Source organism: Pseudomonas solani, assembly GCF_026072635.1.
GTDB lineage: Bacteria > Pseudomonadota > Gammaproteobacteria > Pseudomonadales > Pseudomonadaceae > Metapseudomonas > Metapseudomonas solani.
Map to the genome: position 1 here is coordinate 5,068,243 of NZ_AP023081.1, position 18,634 is coordinate 5,086,876.

Genomic DNA, 18,634 nt, shown 5'->3' on the forward strand with positions numbered 1-18,634 from the left:
ACATTTGCGCAGGGCGCCGCCAAGGGCCGCCACCGCTCAAGGGCGCGCCATGGCTGCGGTAAGGAATGGGTAAATAGGCGGTAAAGAGACTTTGCCTATGGGCGCCGAGTGCTTATCGTGCACGCTCTCGCACAGACCGACCCTGAATCATGTCCTCGATACAAGACTCGCGCCCCCGTCCTTCCCGTAACTGGCTGATCATCACCCTCTGCCTGGCCGCCCTGGTGGCGCTGGTGTGGTGGTTCTGGCCGGCCTCGTCCAAGCACCCGGAAGGGGAGGCGACACGCACCCGACCCGGCCCCGCCGGCATGGCGCGCCCGGGCTTCGGCGCGTTCGGCGGGCCGGTGCCGGTGCGCGTGGCCGCCGCCAGCGAAGGTGACTTCCCGGTGTTCTACAAGGCACTGGGCACGGTGACCTCGCTGAACACGGTGAACGTGCGCAGCCGGGTCAACGGCGAAGTGATGAAGCTGGCCTTCGAAGAAGGCCAGCAGGTGAAGGCCGGCGACCTGCTGGCGGTGATCGACCCGCGCCCCTATGAGGTGGCGCTGCAACAGGCCGAGGGCACGCTGCTGCAGAACCAGGCGCAGCTGAAGAACGCCGAGATCGACCTGGCGCGCTACCGCGGCCTGTACGCCGAGGACAGCATCGCCAAGCAGACCCTGGACACCCAGGAAGCCCTGGTGGGCCAGTACAAGGGCACGGTGAAGGCCAACCAGGCCGCGGTGGCCGATGCCAAGCTCAACCTCAGCTTCACCCAGGTGCGCGCCCCGGTGTCCGGCCGCGTGGGCCTGCGCCAGGTGGACCTGGGCAACCAGGTGAGCTCCGGCGATACCACGCCGCTGGTGGTGATCACCCAGACCAAGCCCATCAGCGTCATCTTCACCCTGCCGGAGAACCAGTTGCCGGCGGTGGTCACGCGCTTCCGTGCGGGCAATGCCCTGGCGGTGGAAGCCTGGGACCGTGGCGACACCCTGAAGCAGGCCGAGGGTGTGCTGCAGAGCCTGGACAACCAGATCGACACCGCCACCGGCACCCTGAAGTTCAAGGCGCGCTTCGCCAACGAGGACGAGACGTTGTTCCCCAACCAGTTCGTCAACGTGCGCCTGCTGGCCGACACCCTCAAGCAGTCGGTGCTGATCCCGTCCGCCGCCGTGCAGTTCGGCAGCCAGGGCACCTTTGCCTACGTGATGGACGGCGACAAGAAGGTGCGCGTGCAGGCCCTGGAAACCGGCCCGAGCGATGGCGAGCGCACCGTGATCAAGGCCGGGCTCAAGGTCGGCGAGCGCGTGGTGCTGGAAGGCACCGACCGCCTGCGCGACGGCAGCGAGGTGGAAGTGGTGCACGACAGCGACCAGGTACCGACCCAGCCCAGCGAGCAGTTGCAAGGCGCGGACAAGGGCGCCGAGAAGGGCGGCAAGGCTGAAAAAGGCGGCGTATGAACATCTCCCGCCTGTTCATCCTGCGGCCGGTCGCCACCACGCTGAGCATGCTGGCGATTCTCCTCGCCGGCTTGATCGCCTACCGCCTGCTGCCGGTTTCGGCGCTGCCGGAAGTGGACTACCCGACCATCCGCGTCATGACCCTGTACCCGGGCGCCAGCCCGGACGTGATGACCAGCGCCGTGACCGCGCCGCTGGAGCGCCAGTTCGGGCAGATGCCGGGGCTGACGCAGATGTCGTCCACCAGTTCCGGCGGCGCCTCGGTGATCACCCTGCGCTTCAGCCTGGAGGTGCAGCTGGACGTGGCCGAGCAGGAGGTGCAGGCGGCCATCAACGCGGCCAACAACCTGCTGCCCAACGACCTGCCGGCGCCCCCCGTCTATAACAAGGTCAACCCGGCCGACACCCCGGTGCTGACCCTGGCGGTGAGCTCCAAGACCCTGCCGCTGCCGCAACTGCACACCCTGGTCGACACGCGCATGGCGCAGAAGCTGTCGCAGATCAGTGGCGTGGGCATGGTCAGCATCGCCGGCGGCCAGCGCCAGGCGGTGCGGATCAAGGTCAACCCGGAGGCGCTCGCCGCCAACGGCCTGAACCTGTCCGACGTGCGCTCGCTGGTGAGCGCCTCCAACGTCAACCAGCCCAAGGGCAACTTCGACGGCCCGACCCGCACCTCGATGCTGGACGCCAATGACCAGCTGAAGTCGCCGGAGGAATACGCCAACCTCATCCTCGCCTACCAGAACGGCGCGGCGCTGCGCCTGAAGGACGTCGCCGAGATCGCCGAGGGCGCGGAGAACGAGCGCCTGGCCGCCTGGGCCAACCAGAACGAGGCAGTGCTGCTGAACATCCAGCGCCAGCCCGGCGCCAACGTCATCGAGGTGGTGGACCGCATCCAGGAACTGCTGCCGAAAATGACCGCCAACCTGCCGGCGGGCCTGGACGTGGTGGTGCTCACCGACCGCACCCAGACCATCCGCGCTTCGGTCACCGACGTGCAGCACGAGCTGCTGATCGCCATCGCCCTGGTGGTGATGGTGACCTTCCTGTTCCTGCGCCGGGTCAGCGCCACGCTGATCCCGTCCATCGCCGTGCCGCTGTCCCTGGTGGGCACCTTCGGGGTGATGTACCTGGCCGGCTTCTCGGTGAACAACCTGACGCTGATGGCCCTGACCATCGCCACCGGCTTCGTGGTGGACGACGCCATCGTCATGCTGGAGAACATCGCCCGCCACCTGGAGGAGGGCGCCACGCCGCTGGAGGCCGCGCTCAAGGGCGCCCGGCAGATCGGCTTCACCCTGATCTCCCTGACCTTCTCGCTGATCGCCGTACTGATCCCGCTGCTGTTCATGGCCGATGTGGTCGGGCGGCTGTTCCGCGAATTCGCCATCACCCTGGCGGTGGCCATCCTGATTTCCCTGGTGGTGTCGCTGACCCTGACGCCGATGATGTGCGCGCGGCTGCTCAAGCCCGAGCCGGAAGAGAAGGAGCAGGGCCGCTTCTACCGCGTCAGCGGCGCCTTCATCGACGGCATGATCGAGCGCTATTCCCACGGCCTGCGCTGGGTGCTGCGCCACCAGCCGCTGACCCTGCTGGTGGCGGTCGCCACCCTGGGCCTGACCGTGGTGCTCTACCTGGCGGTGCCCAAGGGCTTCTTCCCGGTGCAGGACACGGGCGTGATCCAGGGCATCACCGAGGCGCCGCAATCGGTGTCGTTCCGCGCCATGAGCGAGCGCCAGCAGCGCCTCGCCGAACTGGTGCTGAAGGACCCGGCGGTGGCCAGCCTGACCTCCTACATCGGCGTCGACGGCGACAACGTCACCCTCAACAGCGGGCGCATGCTGATCAACCTCAAGCCCCACGGCGAGCGTGACCTCACCGCCAGCGAGGTGATCCAGCGTCTGCAGCCGCAGCTGGACAAGCTCAGCGACATCCGCCTGTACCTGCAGCCGGTGCAGGACCTGACCATCGAGGACCGGGTCAGCCGCACCCAGTTCCAGTTCAGCATGGAATCCCCCGACGCCGACCTGCTGCGCGAGTGGACCGGCAAGCTGGTGGACGCGCTGAGCCAGCAGCCGGAGCTCTCGGACGTGGCCAGCGACCTGCAGGACAAGGGCCTGCAGGTGTACCTGGACATCGACCGCGACATGGCCGGGCGCCTGGGGGTGGAGATTTCCGCCATCACCGACGCGCTCTACGACGCCTTCGGCCAGCGGCAGATCTCCACCATCTTCACCCAGGCCAGCCAGTACCGCGTGGTGCTGGAGTCCGCCACGGGCGACCGCATCGGCCCGCAGGCGCTGCAGCAGCTGCGCGTCGCCGGCACCGACGGCGTGCAGGTGCCGCTGGCCACCCTGGCGCGCATCGAGGAGCGGCAGACGGAGCTGGCGATCAACCACATCGGCCAGTTCCCGGCGGTGAACCTGTCGTTCAACCTGGCCCCTGGCGTCGCCCTGGGCGAGGCGGTGGCGGTGATCGAGCGGGTGCAGCAGGAGATCGGCATGCCGGAAGGCATCCAGACCCGCTTCCAGGGTGCGGCGGCGGCCTTCGAGGCCTCGCTGTCGAGCACGCTGTTGCTGATCTTGGCGGCGGTGGTGACCATGTACATCGTCCTGGGCGTGCTCTACGAGAGCTACATCCACCCGGTGACCATCCTCTCCACGCTGCCTTCGGCGGGCGTCGGTGCCTTGCTGGCGCTGCTGCTGTCGGGCAATGACCTGGGTCTGATCGCCATCATCGGCATCATCCTGCTGATCGGCATCGTCAAGAAGAACGCGATCATGATGATCGACTTCGCCCTGGAGGCCGAGCGCCACCAGGGCATGAGCCCCGAGGACGCCATCTACCAGGCCGCGCTGCTGCGCTTCCGGCCGATCCTGATGACCACCCTGGCCGCGCTGTTCGGCGCCGTGCCGCTGATGCTCGCCACCGGCTCCGGCGCCGAACTGCGCCAGCCCCTGGGCCTGGTGATGGTGGGTGGTTTGCTGGTGAGCCAGGTGCTGACGTTGTTTACGACGCCCGTTATTTATCTGGCCTTTGATCGGTTGTCACGGCGCTTCGCCGGCCGCAGTGCCGCCGGAGTCGAAGTATGAGAGGGGCGAGCTTGAAGCTTGAAGCTGGAAGCTTGAAGTGGCAGAGCGCTGGTGGCCTGGGGCTCTTGCTTCCGGCTTCCGGCTCCCAGCTTCCGGATCAGTGCGGAGCACGGACGTGAACCTCTCCGCCCCCTTCATCCACCGCCCCGTCGCTACGATGCTGCTGAGCCTGGCGATCATGCTGCTGGGCGGCATGAGTTTCGGGCTGTTGCCGGTGTCGCCGCTGCCGCAGATGGATTTTCCGGTGATCACGGTGCAGGCCAGCCTGCCCGGGGCGAGCCCGGAGATCATGGCGTCCAGCGTGACCACGCCGCTGGAGCGCTCGCTGGGGACCATGTCCGGCGTCACCCAGATGACCAGCCGCACCAGCCAGGGCTCGACGCGGATCATCATCCAGTTCGACCTGGACCGTGACATCAACGGTGCCGCCCGCGATGTGCAGGCGGCGATCAACGCCTCGCGCAACCTGCTGCCCAGCGGCATGCGCAGCATGCCCACCTACAAGAAGGTCAACCCGTCCCAGGCGCCGATCATGGTGCTGTCGCTGACCTCCGATGTGCTGGAGAAGGGCCAGCTGTACGACCTGGCCTCGACCATCCTGGCCCAGAGCCTGTCCCAGGTTAAGGGCGTGGGCGAGGTGCAGATCGGCGGCAGTTCGCTGCCGGCGGTGCGGGTCGAGCTGGAGCCGCAGTTGCTCAACCAGTACGGCCTGTCCCTGGACGATGTGCGCAGCCGCATCGCCGCCGCCAACCAGCGCCGCCCCAAGGGCGCGGTGGAGGATGACGCGCGGCATTGGCAGGTGGGCGCCAACGACCAGTTGGAAAAGGCTGCCGACTACGCGCCGCTGATCCTCCGCTACCAGGAGGGCTCGGCCCTACGCCTGGGCGATGTGGCCCGGGTCCGCGATGCGGTGGAAGACCGCTACAACAGCGGCTTCTTCAACGACGAGAACGCGGTGCTGCTGGTGATCAACCGCCAGGCCGGCGCCAACATCATCGAGACCATCGAAAGCATCAAGGCGCAGCTGCCGACCCTGCAGGCGGTGCTGCCGGCCAGCGTCAAGCTGAACCAGGCGATGGACCGTTCGCCGGTGATCCGCGCCACCCTGCACGAGGCCGAGCGCACCCTGCTGATCGCCGTGGTGCTGGTGATTCTGGTGGTCTACCTGTTCCTCGGCAGCCTGCGCGCCTCGCTGATCCCGGCGCTGGCGGTGCCGGTGTCGCTGGTGGGCACCTTCGCGGTGATGTACCTGTTCGGCTTCTCCCTCAACGTGCTGTCGCTGATGGCGCTTATCCTCGCCGCCGGGCTGGTGGTGGACGACGCCATCGTGGTGCTGGAGAACATCTCGCGGCATATCAACGACGGCATGCCGCCGTTCAAGGCGGCGCTGCAGGGCACCCGCGAGGTGGGCTTCACCCTGCTGTCGATGAACCTGTCGCTGGTGGTGGTGTTCGTTTCCATCCTGTTCATGGGCGGCATCATCGACCGCATGTTCCGCGAGTTCTCCCTGACCTTGGCGGCGGCCATCCTGGTGTCGCTGCTGGTGTCGCTGACGCTGACCCCGATGCTCTGCGCGCGCTGGCTCAAGCCCCACGTGCCGGACAAGGACAGCCGCATGCAGCGCTGGAGCGAGGCCATCCACGAGCGCATGACGCGGCTCTACGACGTGACCCTCGGCTGGGCCCTGCGCCACCCGCGCCTGACCCTGCTCAGCCTGTTCGTCACCATCGGCCTCAACGTCGCGCTCTACGTGATCGTGCCCAAGACCTTCCTGCCGCAGCAGGACACCGGGCAGCTGATCGGCTTCATCCGCGGCGACGACGGCCTGTCGTTCAGCGTGATGCAGCCGAAAATGGAGATCTTCCGTCGTGCCGTGCTCAAGGACCCGGCGGTGGAAAGCGTCGCCGGCTTCATCGGCGGCAGCGGCGGCATCAACAACGCCTTCATGATCGTGCGCCTGAAGCCGATCAAGGAGCGCAAGCTGTCGGCGCAGAAGGTCATCGAGCGCCTGCGCAAGGAGATGCCCCTGGTGCCCGGCGGCCGGCTGATGCTGATGGCCGACCAGGACATCATGACCGGCGGCTCCCGCGAGCAGCGCAGCTCCGAGTACGAGTACGTGCTGCAGGCCGAGGACCTGGGCGACCTGCGCACCTGGCTGCCGCAGGTGACCGCCGCGCTGAAGGCCCTGCCGGAGCTGACCGCCATCGACGCGAAGGAAGGCGAGGGCGCCCAGCAGGTGACGCTGAAGGTGGACCGCGAGACGGCCAAGCGCCTGGGCATCGACATGAACATGGTCACGGCGGTGCTCAACAACGCCTACAGCCAGCGGCAGATCTCCACCATCTACGACAGCCTCAACCAGTACCAGGTGGTGATGGAGGTCAACCCGAAATACGCCCAGGACCCGGCGACCCTGGAGCAGGTGCAGGTGATCACCGCCGACGGCCAGCGCGTGCCGCTGTCGAGCTTCGCCAGCTATGAGCGCAGCCTGGAGGAGGACCGGGTCAACCACGAGGGCCAGTTCGCCTCGGAAAGCATCTCCTTCGACCTGGCGCCGGGCGTGAGCCTGGACCAGGCCACCGTGGCCATCGAGAAGGCGGTGGCGGCCATCGGCATGCCCAGCGCCGTGGTCGCGCGCCTGGGCGGCACCGCCGACGCCTTCGCCAGCACCCAGCAGAACCAGCCGTGGATGATCCTCGCCGCGCTGGTGCTGGTGTACCTGGTGCTGGGCATTCTCTATGAGAGCTACATCCACCCGCTGACCATCCTTTCGACGCTGCCGTCGGCGGGGGTGGGCGCATTGCTGACCATCCAGCTGCTGGGCGGCGAGTTCAGCCTGATCTCGCTGCTGGGGCTGTTCCTGCTCATCGGCATCGTCAAGAAGAACGCCATCCTGATGATCGACCTGGCCCTGCAGCTGGAGCGCAACGACGGCATGTCGCCGGCGGAGTCGATCCACCGCGCCTGCCTGCTGCGCCTGCGGCCGATCCTGATGACCACCCTGGCCGCCATCCTCGGTGCGGTGCCGCTGCTGATCGGCGGCGCCGAGGGCGCGGAGATGCGCCAGCCGCTGGGCGTGACCATCATCGGCGGCCTGGTGCTGAGCCAGATCCTCACCCTTTACACCACCCCCGTGGTCTACCTGTACCTCGACCGCCTGCGCCACCGCTTCAACCGCTGGCGCGGCGTGCGTACCGACGCTTCGCTGGAGACACCGCTATGAGTCCGCAAACCCGCCGTCTTTTCCCGGTGCTGGCCCTGGCCATCGCCCTGGCCGGTTGTGCCATCGGGCCGGATTACCAGCAGCCCGACCATGCCGTGCCCGCCCGCTTCAAGCACGCTGAAGGCTGGAAGGCCGCCGCGCCCGCCGATGCCCTGGCCCGTGGCGCCTGGTGGGAGCTGTACGGCGACGCCACCCTCAACGACCTGCAAAAGCGCCTGGAAACCTCCAACCAGACCCTGGCGCAGTCCGTCGCCCAGTTCCGCCAGGCCCAGGCGCTGGCCCGCGGTGCGCGCGCCTCGTTCTTCCCCTCGGTGAGCGCCAACGCCAGCAAGACCCGCTCCGGCCAGGGCGGGAGCAGCAGCACCGTGCGCCTGTCCGACGGCTCCACCGTCACCAGCGGTGGCAGCGGCGGCATCTCCAACAGCTACAGCGCCACCCTCGGCGTGAGCTGGGAGCTGGACCTCTGGGGCAAGCTGCGCCGCCAGCTGGAAGCCGACAGCGCGAGCATGCAGGCCAGCGCCGCCGACCTGGCCGCCGTGCGCCTGAGCCAGCAGTCCGAGCTGGCGCAGAACTACCTGCAACTGCGGGTGATGGACGCGCAGAAGCGCCTGCTGGATGCCACGGTGCAGGCCTACGAGCGCTCGCTGAAACTCACCGAGAACCAGTTCCGCGCGGGCATCGTCACCCGTGCCGACGTGGCCCAGGCGCGCACCCAGCTGAAGAGCACCCAGGCCCAGGCCATCGACCTCAAGTACCAGCGTGCACAGCTGGAAAACGCCATCGCCGTGCTCATCGGCGTGCCGCCGGCCGAGTTCGACCTGGCCGAGGTGGACAGCGTGCCCGGCCTGCCCCAGGTGCCGGCGCTGGTGCCTTCGCAACTGCTGGAGCGCCGCCCGGACGTGGCCTCGGCCGAGCGCAAGGTGATCGCCGCCAACGCGCAGATCGGGGTTTCCAAGGCCGCCTACTACCCGAGCCTCAACCTCAGTGCCACCGGCGGCTACCGCAGCGGCGGCCTGAGCGACTGGATCAGCACGCCGAACCGCTTCTGGTCCATCGGCCCCGAGTTCGCCCTCAACCTGTTCGACGGCGGCCTGATCCGCTCCCAGGTCGACCAGGCCGAAGCCAGCTACGACCAGACCGTGGCCAGCTACCGCCAGACCGTGCTCGACAGCTTCCGCGAGGTGGAGGACTACCTGGTCCAGCTCAGCGTGCTGGAAGAGGAGAGCGGCGTGCAGCAGGAGGCCCTGGAGTCCGCCCGCGAGGCCCTGCGCCTGGTCACCAACCAGTACAAGGCCGGCCTGCAGGACTACAGCAGCGTGGTCTCCAGCCAGGCCACCGCCCTGTCCAACGAACGCACCGTGCTCAGCCTCACCGGCACCCGCCTCACCGCCAGCGTCCAGCTCATCGCCGCCATGGGCGGCGGCTGGGAGCAGGCCCGGCTGGAACAGGTGGACTCCGACGACGAAGGGCAGCCGGCGCCCTGAGCGGGGCGGCTGGCGCGTTGCCCTGCATCCTGCCCGTAGGATGGGTAGAGCGAAGCGAAACCCATGCGGTTGTGCGGTGACCCAATGCCTTTGTGCATGGGATCGGCTTCGCTCGGTGGATGAAAAGAGCGCCATCCACCCTACGCAGCGGTCACGTCCATCCGTCGTGGGAGCGAATTCATTCGCGAACGGCGTTCGTGCCGGGCATCGCGGTTATTGGCTGCCCCCGCCACAGAGCCTGACCAGCCCGTAGGATGGGTAGAGCGAAGCGAAACCCATGCGGTTGTGCGGTGACCCAATGCTTCTGTGCATGGGATCGGCTTCGCTCGGTGGATGAAAAGAGCGCCATCCACCCTACGCCACGGGAAAGTGGGTTTGTCGCGGATGCCCCTACAGGTCTGCGCCATCTGGGCTGAGGAGCCTGACCAGGCGCTCTTCCAGCTCACGGCCGGCGCTGCCCTGGCCTTGGCGGCTGTAGAGGGCGAGGCGTACGCCCTGGATGTCGGGCAGGCCGCTGCTGGCGGCGAGCACGCGGTGCTGGGTGGTGGCGATGCGCAGGGGCAGCAGGCTGATGCCGAGGCCGGCGGCGACGGCGGAGCAGACGCTGGCGAGGCTGGCGCTGGAGTAGGCGATGCGCCAGCGGCGGCCCTGCACGTCGAGGCCGTGGAGCATCTCGTTGCGGTACAGGCCGCCGGCGGGGAAGGCCACCAGGGGCAGGGGCTCGCGGCCCAGCACCGGGTTGTCGCGGCTGTCGAACCAGCCCATGGGTTCCGGCCAGGAAGCGAGGCAGTCGTCGCTGTCGCCCATCTGCTTGACCAGCAGCAAGTCGAATTCGCCGCCCTGCCAGGCACGGCGCAGGTCCGGGCCGAGGCCGCTGGTGACCTCCAGGCGCGTGCCGGGGTGGTTGGCGGCGAAGGCGGCCAGCAGCGGCATCAAGCGTTCGGCGGCGAAGTCCTCGGGCACCCCCAGGCGCAGCACACCGGCGCTTTCCAGGTCGCCCATGGCGTCGCGCGCCTCTTCCTGCAGGGCGAGCAGGCGCCGCGCATAGCCCAGCAGGCGCTCGCCTTCGACCGTGGCCACCACGCGGCGCTGGCTGCGGTCCAGCAGGCTGCAGCCGACGTCGTCTTCCAGGCGGCGCAATTGCTGGCTGACGGTGGATTGGGTGAGGTGCAGGCGCTCGGCGGCGCGGGTGAAGTTGCCGCAGTCGGCCACCGCCACGAAGCTGCGCAGGAGTTGCGGGTCGAACATGGAATCATGCCCTCTGCCACTGGTTTGCATGGTCATATTTAATTTCAGAATACCTGGCCGGCTGGACATAATCCGCAGGTTTTCCTCACCTTCGGAGCGATTTCCATGACGGATGACCAGGCATTCCTGCAGCGGGCGGTGGAGCTGGCCCGCGCCAACGTCGAGCGCGGCGGCCGGCCTTTCGGCGCGCTGCTGGCCATGCGTGCCGCCAGCCAGAGCCTGGGCCCGCGCCTGGAGGGCTGCGTGATCTACGCCAGCGGCCAGCCCTGCCCGATGTGCCTGGCCGCCATGCACCTGAGCGGGGTGAGCCGCGCGGTGTTCGCCATCGCCAACGAAGAGGGCGAGCCCTTCGGCCTCTCCACCGCCGCCATCTACCAACAGATGGCGCTACCCCTGGCGCAGCAGCGCCTGCCGGTGCGGCACCTGCCCCAGGCGGGCGCCACCGCGCTCTACCAGCGCTGGAAGGACCTGCATGCGCAAGGCTGAAACCTGCACCCCGCTGGTCGCCTGGCTGCTGCTGGTGGCCCTGGGCCTGAACCTGCGGCCGATTCTTGGCTCGGTGAGCCCGCTGCTGGGCGAGATCCGCGCGGCCACCGGCTTGAGCTTCCAGAGCACGGCGCTGCTGACCACGCTGCCGGTGATCTGCATGGGCCTGGTGGCCCTGGCGGCGGTGCGCCTGGAAGCGCGCCTGGGTGAGCGACGTGGCGTGGCCATCGGGCTGACGTTGATCTTCGCTGCCTGCCTGGCCCGCTGGCTCTGCGACCAGGGCGGTGCGCTGCTGGGCACGGCGCTGCTGGGTGGCATCGGCGTGGCGCTGATCCAGGCACTGGTGCCCGCGGTGATCAAGCGCCAGTTCGCCGGCCGCGTGGCCTTGGCCATGGGGCTGTATTCGGCGTCGCTGATGAGCGGTGGCGGGCTGTCGGCCTTGCTCAGCCCGGTACTGGCGGGGCATTTCGGCCATTGGCAGGCGGGGCTGGGCTTCTGGCTGGTGCCGGCTGCGCTGGCGCTGCTGCTGTGGTTACGCCTGCCGCTGGCGCGGGCCGATTCGCCGCACGCAAGCGCTGAGCCAAGGCTGTTGGGAGACCGCCGCGCCTGGACGCTGGCGCTGTACTTCGGGCTGATCAACTGCGGCTACATGAGCATGGTGGCCTGGCTGCCGGCCTTCTATCAGCAGCTGGGATGGAGCCCGACCCGCAGCGGCTCCCTGCTGGCCTTCATGACGGTGTTCCAGGTGCTGGCCGCATTGGTGATGCCGGCCCTGGCCCAACGCAGCGTGGACCGCCGCCCGCTGCTGACGCTGTGCCTGGCGGCGCAGGCGGTGGGCTTCGCCGGCCTGGTGTGGATGCCGCAGCAGCTGACCCTGCTGTGGGTGGCGCTGATCGGCTTCGGCCTGGGCGCGTGCTTTGCGCTGAGCCTGATCCTCACCCTCGACCATCGCCGTGACCCGCGCGAAGCGGGGCAACTGGCAGCCTTCGTGCAGGGCATCGGCTTCCTGATCAATGCGGTGTCGCCCTGGCTGACGGGCTGGCTGCGGGAAGTGACGGGCAGCTTCACCAGCGCCTGGGTGGTGCTGGTGGTGATGGTGCTGGCGATGCTGGCGCTGACCCGGGTGTTCAGCCCGGCCAGCTATGGGATGGCGCCGGGCGGCGAAGTGCCGGCCCGGGCCTGAGGCGGGTTACTGCGACTGCTTGCGGTTGACGACCTGCGCGGCCTTGACGATGTCGGCGCCGATCTCGGGGGTGAACTGCTCCCACACCGGCTGCATGGCGGTGCGCCAGGCTTGGCGTTCCTCGGGGCTGAGGGTGACCAGCTGGGTCTTGCCGCTGCTCTGGATGCGTTGGCGGTCGGCCTGGTTCTGCTGCTCGGCGGCGTGGTTCACCGCAAAGGTGACCTCATCGATGATGGCTTCCAGCTCGGTGCGGGTCTTGTGCGGGATGGCGTACCAGGTGCGCGCGTTGCTCACCAGCATGTAGTCCAGCACACCGTGGTTGGTTTCCATGATGAAGGGCTGGACGGTGTTGATCTTCTGGCTGTAGAGGTTGGACCAGGTGTTCTCGGTGCCCTGGACCTTGCCGCTTTGCAGCGCCGCGAAGGCTTCGGCAAAGGGCATCGGCACGGCCTTGGCGCCGAGCTGGGCGAACTGCGCCTCGAGTACGCCGGAGGCCTGGATACGGAAGGCCAGGCCGCGGGCGTCGGCCGGTGTGTGCAGGGCGCGGTTGGCCGACATCTGTTTCATGCCGTTGTGCCAGTAGGCGAGGCCGATGATGCCCTTGTCTTCCATGGAGCGCAGCAGTTGGCGGCCCTTGGCGCGCTTCTGGAAGCGGTTGACGGCTTCGAGGTCGTCGAACAGGAAGGGCAGGTCGAAGATCTGCAACTGCTTGGTGTACTGGTCGAACTTGGCCAGCGACGGGGCCAGCAGGTCCACCTTGCCGTCCGCCAGGGCTTGCAGCTCGTCGGCGTCGCCGAACAGCGTGGAGTTGGGGTAGACCTCCACCTTCACCTGGCTGCCGAGGCGTTCTTCCACCAGCTTCTTGAACAGGAGCGCGCCCTGGCCCTTGGGCGTGTCGTCGGCCACCACGTGGGAGAAGCGCAGGGTAATGGGCGCTTCCTCCGCAGCGGCGGCGAAACCGGTGGGCAGAGTCAGTGCGCAGGCCAGGACGGCGATGTACTTCTTGATCATTGATGTCCCTTTCTTGTTATCGGGCAGATAAGTGCACCTTCGCGGGTTAGCGAGGGCGGCAGGCGCAGTGGCGCCCATCGGGGGCGTCCGGCTACGGCCTTGTCGTTATGGTAGTTCCCGCTTCGGCAGTTTGCCGGGGCGGTTTCGGGCAGGGGGCTGGCGGGTGGCCATCGACTGCGACGGACCGCCGATTATCTCCCAGAGCGGCCGCTCCAATGAGCGGAGCAATGCTCAGTTCTGGCAAATAGCTGGTGGCGCGGGTGACGTGTCGTCGGCTGGCTGCGTCGACGGCGCCCCTGGCGGATGACCGGCATCACGGCCGCGACCCCGCCAGCTATACCCAGTGGAGGCCCGGCCTGCCTGAAGTCGCCGTGGCCTCCCGGAGGGAATCCATGCCGCACCCTGCCAGAACCGCAATCGTCACGGGCGCCTCCCGAGGGATAGGGGCCGCCATCGCCCGACGCCTCGCCGCCGACGGCTTCCAGATCGTCGTCAACTATGCCGCCCGTCCCGAGGCCGCCGAACAGGTGGTGCGCTCGATCATCCAGGCCGGAGGCCGGGCGTACGCCATCCTCGCGGATGTCAGCGACCCGGCGGCGGTGGCCGTGCTCTTCGACCAGACCGAGCTGGAGTACGGCGGGGTCGATGTGCTGGTGAACAACGCCGGGATCATCCAGCCTGGCCTGGTGGACCTGGCCGATACCAGCGAGGCGCTGTACGACCGGATTTTCGCGGTCAACACCCGCGGCACCTTCAACACCATGAAGCTGGCCGCGCAGCGCCTGCGCGATGGCGGGCGGATCATCAACTTCTCCACCAGCGTGGTGGGCCTGGCGCTGCCGGGCTACGCCGCCTATGCCGGCTCCAAGGCGGCGGTGGAGGCCATGGGCCGGGTGTTCGCCAAGGAGCTGCGCGGCCGCGGCATCACCGTCAACTGCGTAGCGCCGGGGCCGACCGCCACCGAGCTGTTCCTCGACGGCAAGGACGCGGAAACCGTGGCGCGCCTGGCCAACCTGGCGCCCTTGCAGCGCCTCGGCCAGCCGGAAGACATCGCCGGGGTGGTGGCCTTCCTCGCCAGCGAGGAGGGCGGCTGGATCAACGGCCAGACGCTGCGGGTCAACGGCGGCATCGTCTGAGCTGACCTGCCTGCCCCTTCAGCAAAGCGAGGAAAAACCCCGGCAAGCCCTGTACAGTCGCGCCGCAGTATTCGCTGCCGCTCGTCATTGAGCGCGCGGCGGGTGGTCGATCGATACGGGGTGCAGGGAGTGGTTGCATGGTGAAGGGAAGCAAGGCGCTGCTGTGGGGCCTGGTGCTGATGATGGGCGGCACGGGCGCTGCCGAGGCGGCGTCGCAGCTGCTCTGCGGCATGCGTTGGTCGAGCGCCAACGAGGCGGTCGACCAGCGTCTGGGTGGCGACTGCATGCTGGTGACGGCGAAGGGGGCGCTGCAGGTGCCGCAACTGTTCCAGCAGGTGGGCGGGGGGCTGCAGGCCGGCCGCTTCGCCTTCAAGCGCGATGAGCTCTGGGGCTATGCCGATGACGCGGGGCGGGTGCTGGTGGCGCCCGGCCTGAGCATCGCCCGGCCCTTCGTCGAGGGGCGGGCGATGGTCTGCCGCGAGGAAGCCGACCGACGCTTCTGCGGCTACCTGGGCCTGGACGGCAAGCCGGCCTTCCCGCTGGTCGAGGGCCTGTATTTCCTCCGTGACTACCGGGGCGGCCAGACCCTGGCGGCCCCCGATGGCGGTCGGGGCAACTTCTATATGGACGGCAGCGGAAACCGCCAGGAGCCGGGCGCGAGCGCGGCCGGGCGCTGCAACGCCTGGGTGCTGGAGACCCGTTCCGCCCGCGCCCTGGGTCGCTTGCCGGCGGATGGGCGGCTGCCGGTGCCGGGGGCCGATGCCCAGCACCCGCTGGGCGATTGCGCCCAGGCGCTGGAGGCGGTGCCGCCCCTGGAACTGGACCTGGCGGCGCTGTTCAGCGAGTGGCTGCACCTGCAGGTGACCCGTGTGCACCCCTTGAACGAAGTCGTGCGGGTGATGGCGACGGACGGGCCCTGGGGCTGGGGCCTGCTGGATGAGCAGGCGAAGCTGCTGTTCGGCCCGGCGCCTAGGTTGTACAGCGAGCCGCTCGACCTGAGCCTGCGCGAGGGCCTGCTGCCGGTGCGGCTGCCCACCGGGGAGAACCTGGGGCAGGTGCAGTCGCCGAGCACGGTGCGTTTCATGGCGGTGGACGGCAGCTACCCGCTGCCGGGGGATTTCGAGGATGCCCACGGCTTCCACGAGGGCTTGGCGGCGGCGCGTTCGTCGCAGAATCACCTGTGGGGCTTTATCGATCACCAGGGAGCCTGGGTGATCGCCCCGAGCTACCCGGCAGTGATCGACGATTTCGATGAGGGGCGGGCGGTGGTGACCCTGCCGCTGCCCTACGAGCGCAGCGTCGAGGCGCTGATCGACCGCAGCGGGCAGGTGCTGGCCCGTTACGACGAGCTGCTGGCGCGCCATTTCCCCGACCCGCAGCTGGAGCAGTTGCCGGGGCCGCTGCCTTTCCTGCCCTGCATGCTGAACGGTGCGAACTACCTGTCGCCAGAAGAACGGCGGGTGGCGCTGGAGGGGCAGGGCGGTGACTGGGCGGGCCTGTGTGTGGACGATCAGTTGCGGGCGAAGGCGCAGCAGATGGCGGTGCGCTTGCACGGCAGCCTGGCGCCGGAGCGCTCGATCCTGCAGTGGTCCGCTGCCCTCGATGCCTGGCTGGCGCGCTTGCGGGCCTGCAAGGCCGACACCGGCTGCCAGCGGGCGCTGCTGGACGAGGGACTGAGCGACCCGCGCTGGGCGCAGCCGGTGGCTTCGGAAGGCGGCATGGCCTTGCCGGAACTCCCGGGCGAGGTGCCGGAGGCGCTGCAGCAGCGCCTGCGTCAACAGGTGGCGCAGTCGGGCAACTACTCGCCCGAAGACGAGGACATGGGCGATGGCTGGGGCAAGGCGAGCCTGGGGTTCGGCCGGGTCGACCTGGGCGAAGGCCGGCCGGGCGTGCTGGTGTCGCAGAACGTGCAGCGCAGCAACGCCCATTGGCTGTTCGCGGTGGATGACCCAGGCGAGGCGCAACTGCTGCTGGAAGGGCAGGGCATGCTCGGCGCGGTGAGCGGGCCGCTGAGCCAGGGCCATGTGCCGGTGCGCGTGTATGCGGACCAGGGGCAGGGGGTCTCCGACTGGCGCTTCAACGGCTCGACCTATGTGCTGGAGGCGTCCTGCTGGCAGGCCTGGGGCGTGGATGTGCTGCTGAGCTACGACTGCCAGCCCGCCGGCCCCGATTCAAGGCGCTAGCGGGAACTCCAGCACGAAGCGCGTCCAGCCGCCGGCCGATTCGCAGCGGATGGCGCCGCCGTGGGCGTGGACGATGGAGCGGGTGATGGCCAGGCCGAGGCCGGCGTGCTCCGCCTGGCCTTCACGGCGCGCCGGGTCGCCCCGGAAGAAGCGGTCGAACAGCCGCGGCAGCAGTTCGGCGGGGATCGGGGTGCCGTCGTTGGCCACTTCCAGGCGCACCTGGCCGGCGTCCTGCTGCACCAGGAGCTGGATGCGTCCGCCCGCCGGGGTGAAGCGCAGGGCGTTGTCGATCAGGTTGGACAGGGCGCGGCGCAGCAGGGCGCGGTCGGCCGGCAGGCGGGCGTCGCCCTGGCGGCTGAGGGTGACCTGGCCATCCTCGGCCAGGGGCGCGAAGAATTCCGCCATCGCGTCCAGCTCGGCCCCCAGCTGCAGGGGCTCCAGGCGGGTGGCGAGCAGGCCGTGCTCGGCCTTGGCCAGGAACAGCATGTCGTTGACCATCTGCGCCAGGTGCTGCAGCTCTTCGAGGTTGGAGTGCAGCGCTTCGCGGTAGGCGTCGCCGTCACGGGGCTGGGCGAGGGTGACCTGGGTCTGGGTGAGCAGGTTGGACAGCGGCGTGCGCAGCTCGTGGGCGATGTCGCTGGAGAAGGCCGAGAGGCGCTGGAAGGCGTCGTCGAGGCGGCCGAGCATGGCGTTGAAGGCCTGGGTGAGGCCGGCCAGCTCGGCGGGCAGCCGGTCGTCGGCCAGGCGCGTGGTGAGCGAGCTGGCGGAGACGCCGGCGGCGACTTCGGTCATCCGCCGCAGGGGGCGCAGGCCGCTGCGCACGGCCCAGGCGCCGAGCAGGGCGGTGGCCAGGGCGCTGAGGCCGACGGTGAGCCAGATCAGCCGCTGCATGCGTTCGAGGAAGTGCTGGTGGTGGGTGATGTCCAGGCGCAGTTCCAGCCGGGGCGATTGCGCGCGCTGCGGTTCCAGGGGCGCGTCGAAGCGGCGCCAGGCGGTGTCGCCGTGGCGGTCATGGCCGGCGCCGGAGACGGCCTGGCTGTCGAACCAGGGTTCGCCGTCGGCGCCGAGGATGCGCAGGGCCAGGTCGGGGTGGCGTTCCAGCTCGGTGCGCAGCTCGTCTGCATGGCGGCCGATGGCTTCGGCGTTGCGCGCCGGGCCGAGGATGCTGCGCAACACCTCGACCTTGCCGGCCAGCAGTTGCTGGTCGAGTTCGACGAAGTGCGCGGCGCTGGCGCGGTCGAAGAGCAGGCCGGCGATCAGCGAGACGGCGGCGGTGCAGGCGGCGAACAGCAGGCTGAGGCGGGCGCCGAGGGACAGGCGGCGCATCAGGCGTCCCGCGCCTCGAGCACGTAGCCCATGCCGCGCACGGTGTGGATGAGCTTGGTCGGCCAGGCGTCGTCGACCTTGGCGCGCAGGCGGCGGATGGCGACCTCGATGACGTTGGTGTCGCTGTCGAAGTTCATGTCCCAGACCTGGGAGGCGATCAGCGACTTGGGCAGCACCTCGCCGTGGCGGCGCAGCAGCAGTTCCAGCAGGGCGAATTCCTTGGCGGTGAGGTCGAAGCGCTGGCCGTCGCGTTCCACCCGGCGGCGCAGCAGGTCGAGGCGCAGGTCGGCCAGTTGCAGGCTGGTGTCCTGCTGGCCGGTGGCGCCCCGACGCAGCAGGGTGCGCACCCGGGCCAGCAGTTCGGCGAAGGCGAAGGGCTTGACCAGGTAGTCGTCGGCGCCCTGTTCCAGGCCGCGCACGCGGTCTTCCACGGCGTCGCGGGCGGTGAGGAACAGCACGGGGATCTCCAGGCCGGACTCACGCAGGGCGCGCAGCACCTGCCAGCCGTCGCGGCCGGGGAGCATGACGTCGAGGATGACCAGGTCGTAGTCGCCGGTGAGGGCCAGGTGCTGGCCGGCGATGCCGTCGCTGGCGAGGTCGGCGAGGAAGCCGGCTTCGCCCAGGCCCTGGCGCAGGTAGTGGCCGGTCTTGGGTTCGTCTTCGACGATCAGCAGTTTCATGGAGTACTCGTAGCGGGGAACGCTTGCTTTATACCGCGCCGGCGGCTGTCGGTGGCGCAAGCTGACAAAGTTGTAATGTCGCGGTCAGCCAGGCGCCAGCCTGGGGTGCTTAAGGTGGCGCCATCGTCACTCAAGGAGCGCCT

Annotated in this window: 12 protein-coding genes; 8 read left to right on the forward strand and 4 right to left on the reverse strand. The window is 69.0% G+C overall.

All coding sequences use genetic code 11. The annotated features are described in order from the left end of the window. Nucleotides 1-146 precede the first annotated feature (146 nt). The 4 genes from PSm6_RS23190 to PSm6_RS23205 all read left to right on the forward strand — a co-directional run bounded on the left by PSm6_RS23190 (nucleotide 147) and on the right by PSm6_RS23205 (nucleotide 9,238). Nucleotides 147-1,439, forward strand: a complete 1,293-nt coding sequence (locus PSm6_RS23190) for an MdtA/MuxA family multidrug efflux RND transporter periplasmic adaptor subunit (protein WP_371877152.1) — start codon at nucleotides 147-149, stop codon at nucleotides 1,437-1,439. Beyond that, nucleotides 1,436-4,531 (forward strand): MdtB/MuxB family multidrug efflux RND transporter permease subunit, encoded by a 3,096-nt coding sequence (locus PSm6_RS23195; RefSeq protein WP_265168375.1) that lies wholly within the window; start codon nucleotides 1,436-1,438, stop codon nucleotides 4,529-4,531. Before PSm6_RS23190 ends, PSm6_RS23195 begins: the two co-directional genes overlap by 4 nt. A gap of 115 nt (nucleotides 4,532-4,646) precedes the next feature. Next, nucleotides 4,647-7,754 carry an efflux RND transporter permease subunit gene (locus tag PSm6_RS23200; protein WP_236232610.1) on the forward strand — a complete coding sequence of 1,036 codons (3,108 nt, stop codon included), beginning with the start codon at nucleotides 4,647-4,649 and terminating at the stop codon, nucleotides 7,752-7,754. Beyond that, nucleotides 7,751-9,238, forward strand: a complete 1,488-nt coding sequence (locus PSm6_RS23205) for an efflux transporter outer membrane subunit (RefSeq protein ID WP_265168376.1) — start codon at nucleotides 7,751-7,753, stop codon at nucleotides 9,236-9,238. Before PSm6_RS23200 ends, PSm6_RS23205 begins: the two co-directional genes overlap by 4 nt. Nucleotides 9,239-9,628: 390 nt before the next feature. Here PSm6_RS23205 and PSm6_RS23210 read toward each other — a convergent pair whose 3' ends face one another. Then, on the reverse strand, nucleotides 9,629-10,486 hold the full coding sequence (locus tag PSm6_RS23210) for a LysR family transcriptional regulator (RefSeq protein ID WP_265168377.1): 858 nt from the start codon (nucleotides 10,484-10,486) through the stop codon (nucleotides 9,629-9,631). Nucleotides 10,487-10,591: 105 nt separating this feature from the next. Between PSm6_RS23210 and PSm6_RS23215 the strand changes: the two genes are divergently transcribed. Beyond that, complete coding sequence (locus PSm6_RS23215) at nucleotides 10,592-10,972, forward strand: nucleoside deaminase (protein ID WP_265168378.1); 381 nt, start codon at nucleotides 10,592-10,594, stop codon at nucleotides 10,970-10,972. Next, entirely contained in the window at nucleotides 10,959-12,155 is a 1,197-nt protein-coding gene (locus PSm6_RS23220) for a CynX/NimT family MFS transporter (protein WP_265168379.1), read from the forward strand. The genes PSm6_RS23215 and PSm6_RS23220 overlap by 14 nt, the downstream gene beginning before the upstream one ends. A gap of 6 nt (nucleotides 12,156-12,161) precedes the next feature. Here PSm6_RS23220 and PSm6_RS23225 read toward each other — a convergent pair whose 3' ends face one another. After that, nucleotides 12,162-13,166, reverse strand: a complete 1,005-nt coding sequence (locus PSm6_RS23225; RefSeq protein WP_265168380.1) for a TRAP transporter substrate-binding protein — start codon at nucleotides 13,164-13,166, stop codon at nucleotides 12,162-12,164. A 392-nt stretch (nucleotides 13,167-13,558) separates the two neighbouring features. Here PSm6_RS23225 and PSm6_RS23230 point away from each other — a divergent pair, with 392 nt between their 5' ends. Continuing rightward, nucleotides 13,559-14,302 (forward strand): SDR family oxidoreductase, encoded by a 744-nt coding sequence (locus tag PSm6_RS23230; RefSeq protein ID WP_265168381.1) that lies wholly within the window; start codon nucleotides 13,559-13,561, stop codon nucleotides 14,300-14,302. 137 nt (nucleotides 14,303-14,439) lie between these two features. Next, entirely contained in the window at nucleotides 14,440-16,485 is a 2,046-nt protein-coding gene (locus PSm6_RS23235; protein ID WP_265168382.1) for a WG repeat-containing protein, read from the forward strand. On the opposite strand, the gene PSm6_RS23240 is transcribed toward PSm6_RS23235, so the two are convergent. Beyond that, entirely contained in the window at nucleotides 16,474-17,811 is a 1,338-nt protein-coding gene (locus PSm6_RS23240; RefSeq protein WP_286672670.1) for a heavy metal sensor histidine kinase, read from the reverse strand. The two genes, PSm6_RS23235 and PSm6_RS23240, sit on opposite strands and share 12 nt — an antisense overlap. Then, a complete protein-coding gene (locus PSm6_RS23245; RefSeq protein ID WP_265168383.1) occupies nucleotides 17,811-18,491 on the reverse strand; it encodes a heavy metal response regulator transcription factor in 681 nt (226 codons plus the stop codon). The genes PSm6_RS23240 and PSm6_RS23245 overlap by 1 nt, the downstream gene beginning before the upstream one ends. Between the last annotated feature and the right edge of the window lie 143 nt (nucleotides 18,492-18,634).

Excerpts from the sequence above, each read along its gene's own strand:
- PSm6_RS23195 (WP_265168375.1), top strand. The coding sequence starts at position 1,436 with ATGAACATCTCCCGCCTGTTCATCCTGCGGCCGGTCGCCACCACGCTG.
- PSm6_RS23205 (WP_265168376.1), top strand. The coding sequence starts at position 7,751 with ATGAGTCCGCAAACCCGCCGTCTTTTCCCGGTGCTGGCCCTGGCCATC.
- PSm6_RS23210 (WP_265168377.1), bottom strand. The coding sequence starts at position 10,486 with ATGTTCGACCCGCAACTCCTGCGCAGCTTCGTGGCGGTGGCCGACTGC.
- PSm6_RS23215 (WP_265168378.1), top strand. The coding sequence starts at position 10,592 with ATGACGGATGACCAGGCATTCCTGCAGCGGGCGGTGGAGCTGGCCCGC.
- PSm6_RS23220 (WP_265168379.1), top strand. The coding sequence starts at position 10,959 with ATGCGCAAGGCTGAAACCTGCACCCCGCTGGTCGCCTGGCTGCTGCTG.
- PSm6_RS23225 (WP_265168380.1), bottom strand. The coding sequence starts at position 13,166 with ATGATCAAGAAGTACATCGCCGTCCTGGCCTGCGCACTGACTCTGCCC.
- PSm6_RS23230 (WP_265168381.1), top strand. The coding sequence starts at position 13,559 with ATGCCGCACCCTGCCAGAACCGCAATCGTCACGGGCGCCTCCCGAGGG.
- PSm6_RS23235 (WP_265168382.1), top strand. The coding sequence starts at position 14,440 with ATGGTGAAGGGAAGCAAGGCGCTGCTGTGGGGCCTGGTGCTGATGATG.
- PSm6_RS23240 (WP_286672670.1), bottom strand. The coding sequence starts at position 17,811 with ATGCGCCGCCTGTCCCTCGGCGCCCGCCTCAGCCTGCTGTTCGCCGCC.
- PSm6_RS23245 (WP_265168383.1), bottom strand. The coding sequence starts at position 18,491 with ATGAAACTGCTGATCGTCGAAGACGAACCCAAGACCGGCCACTACCTG.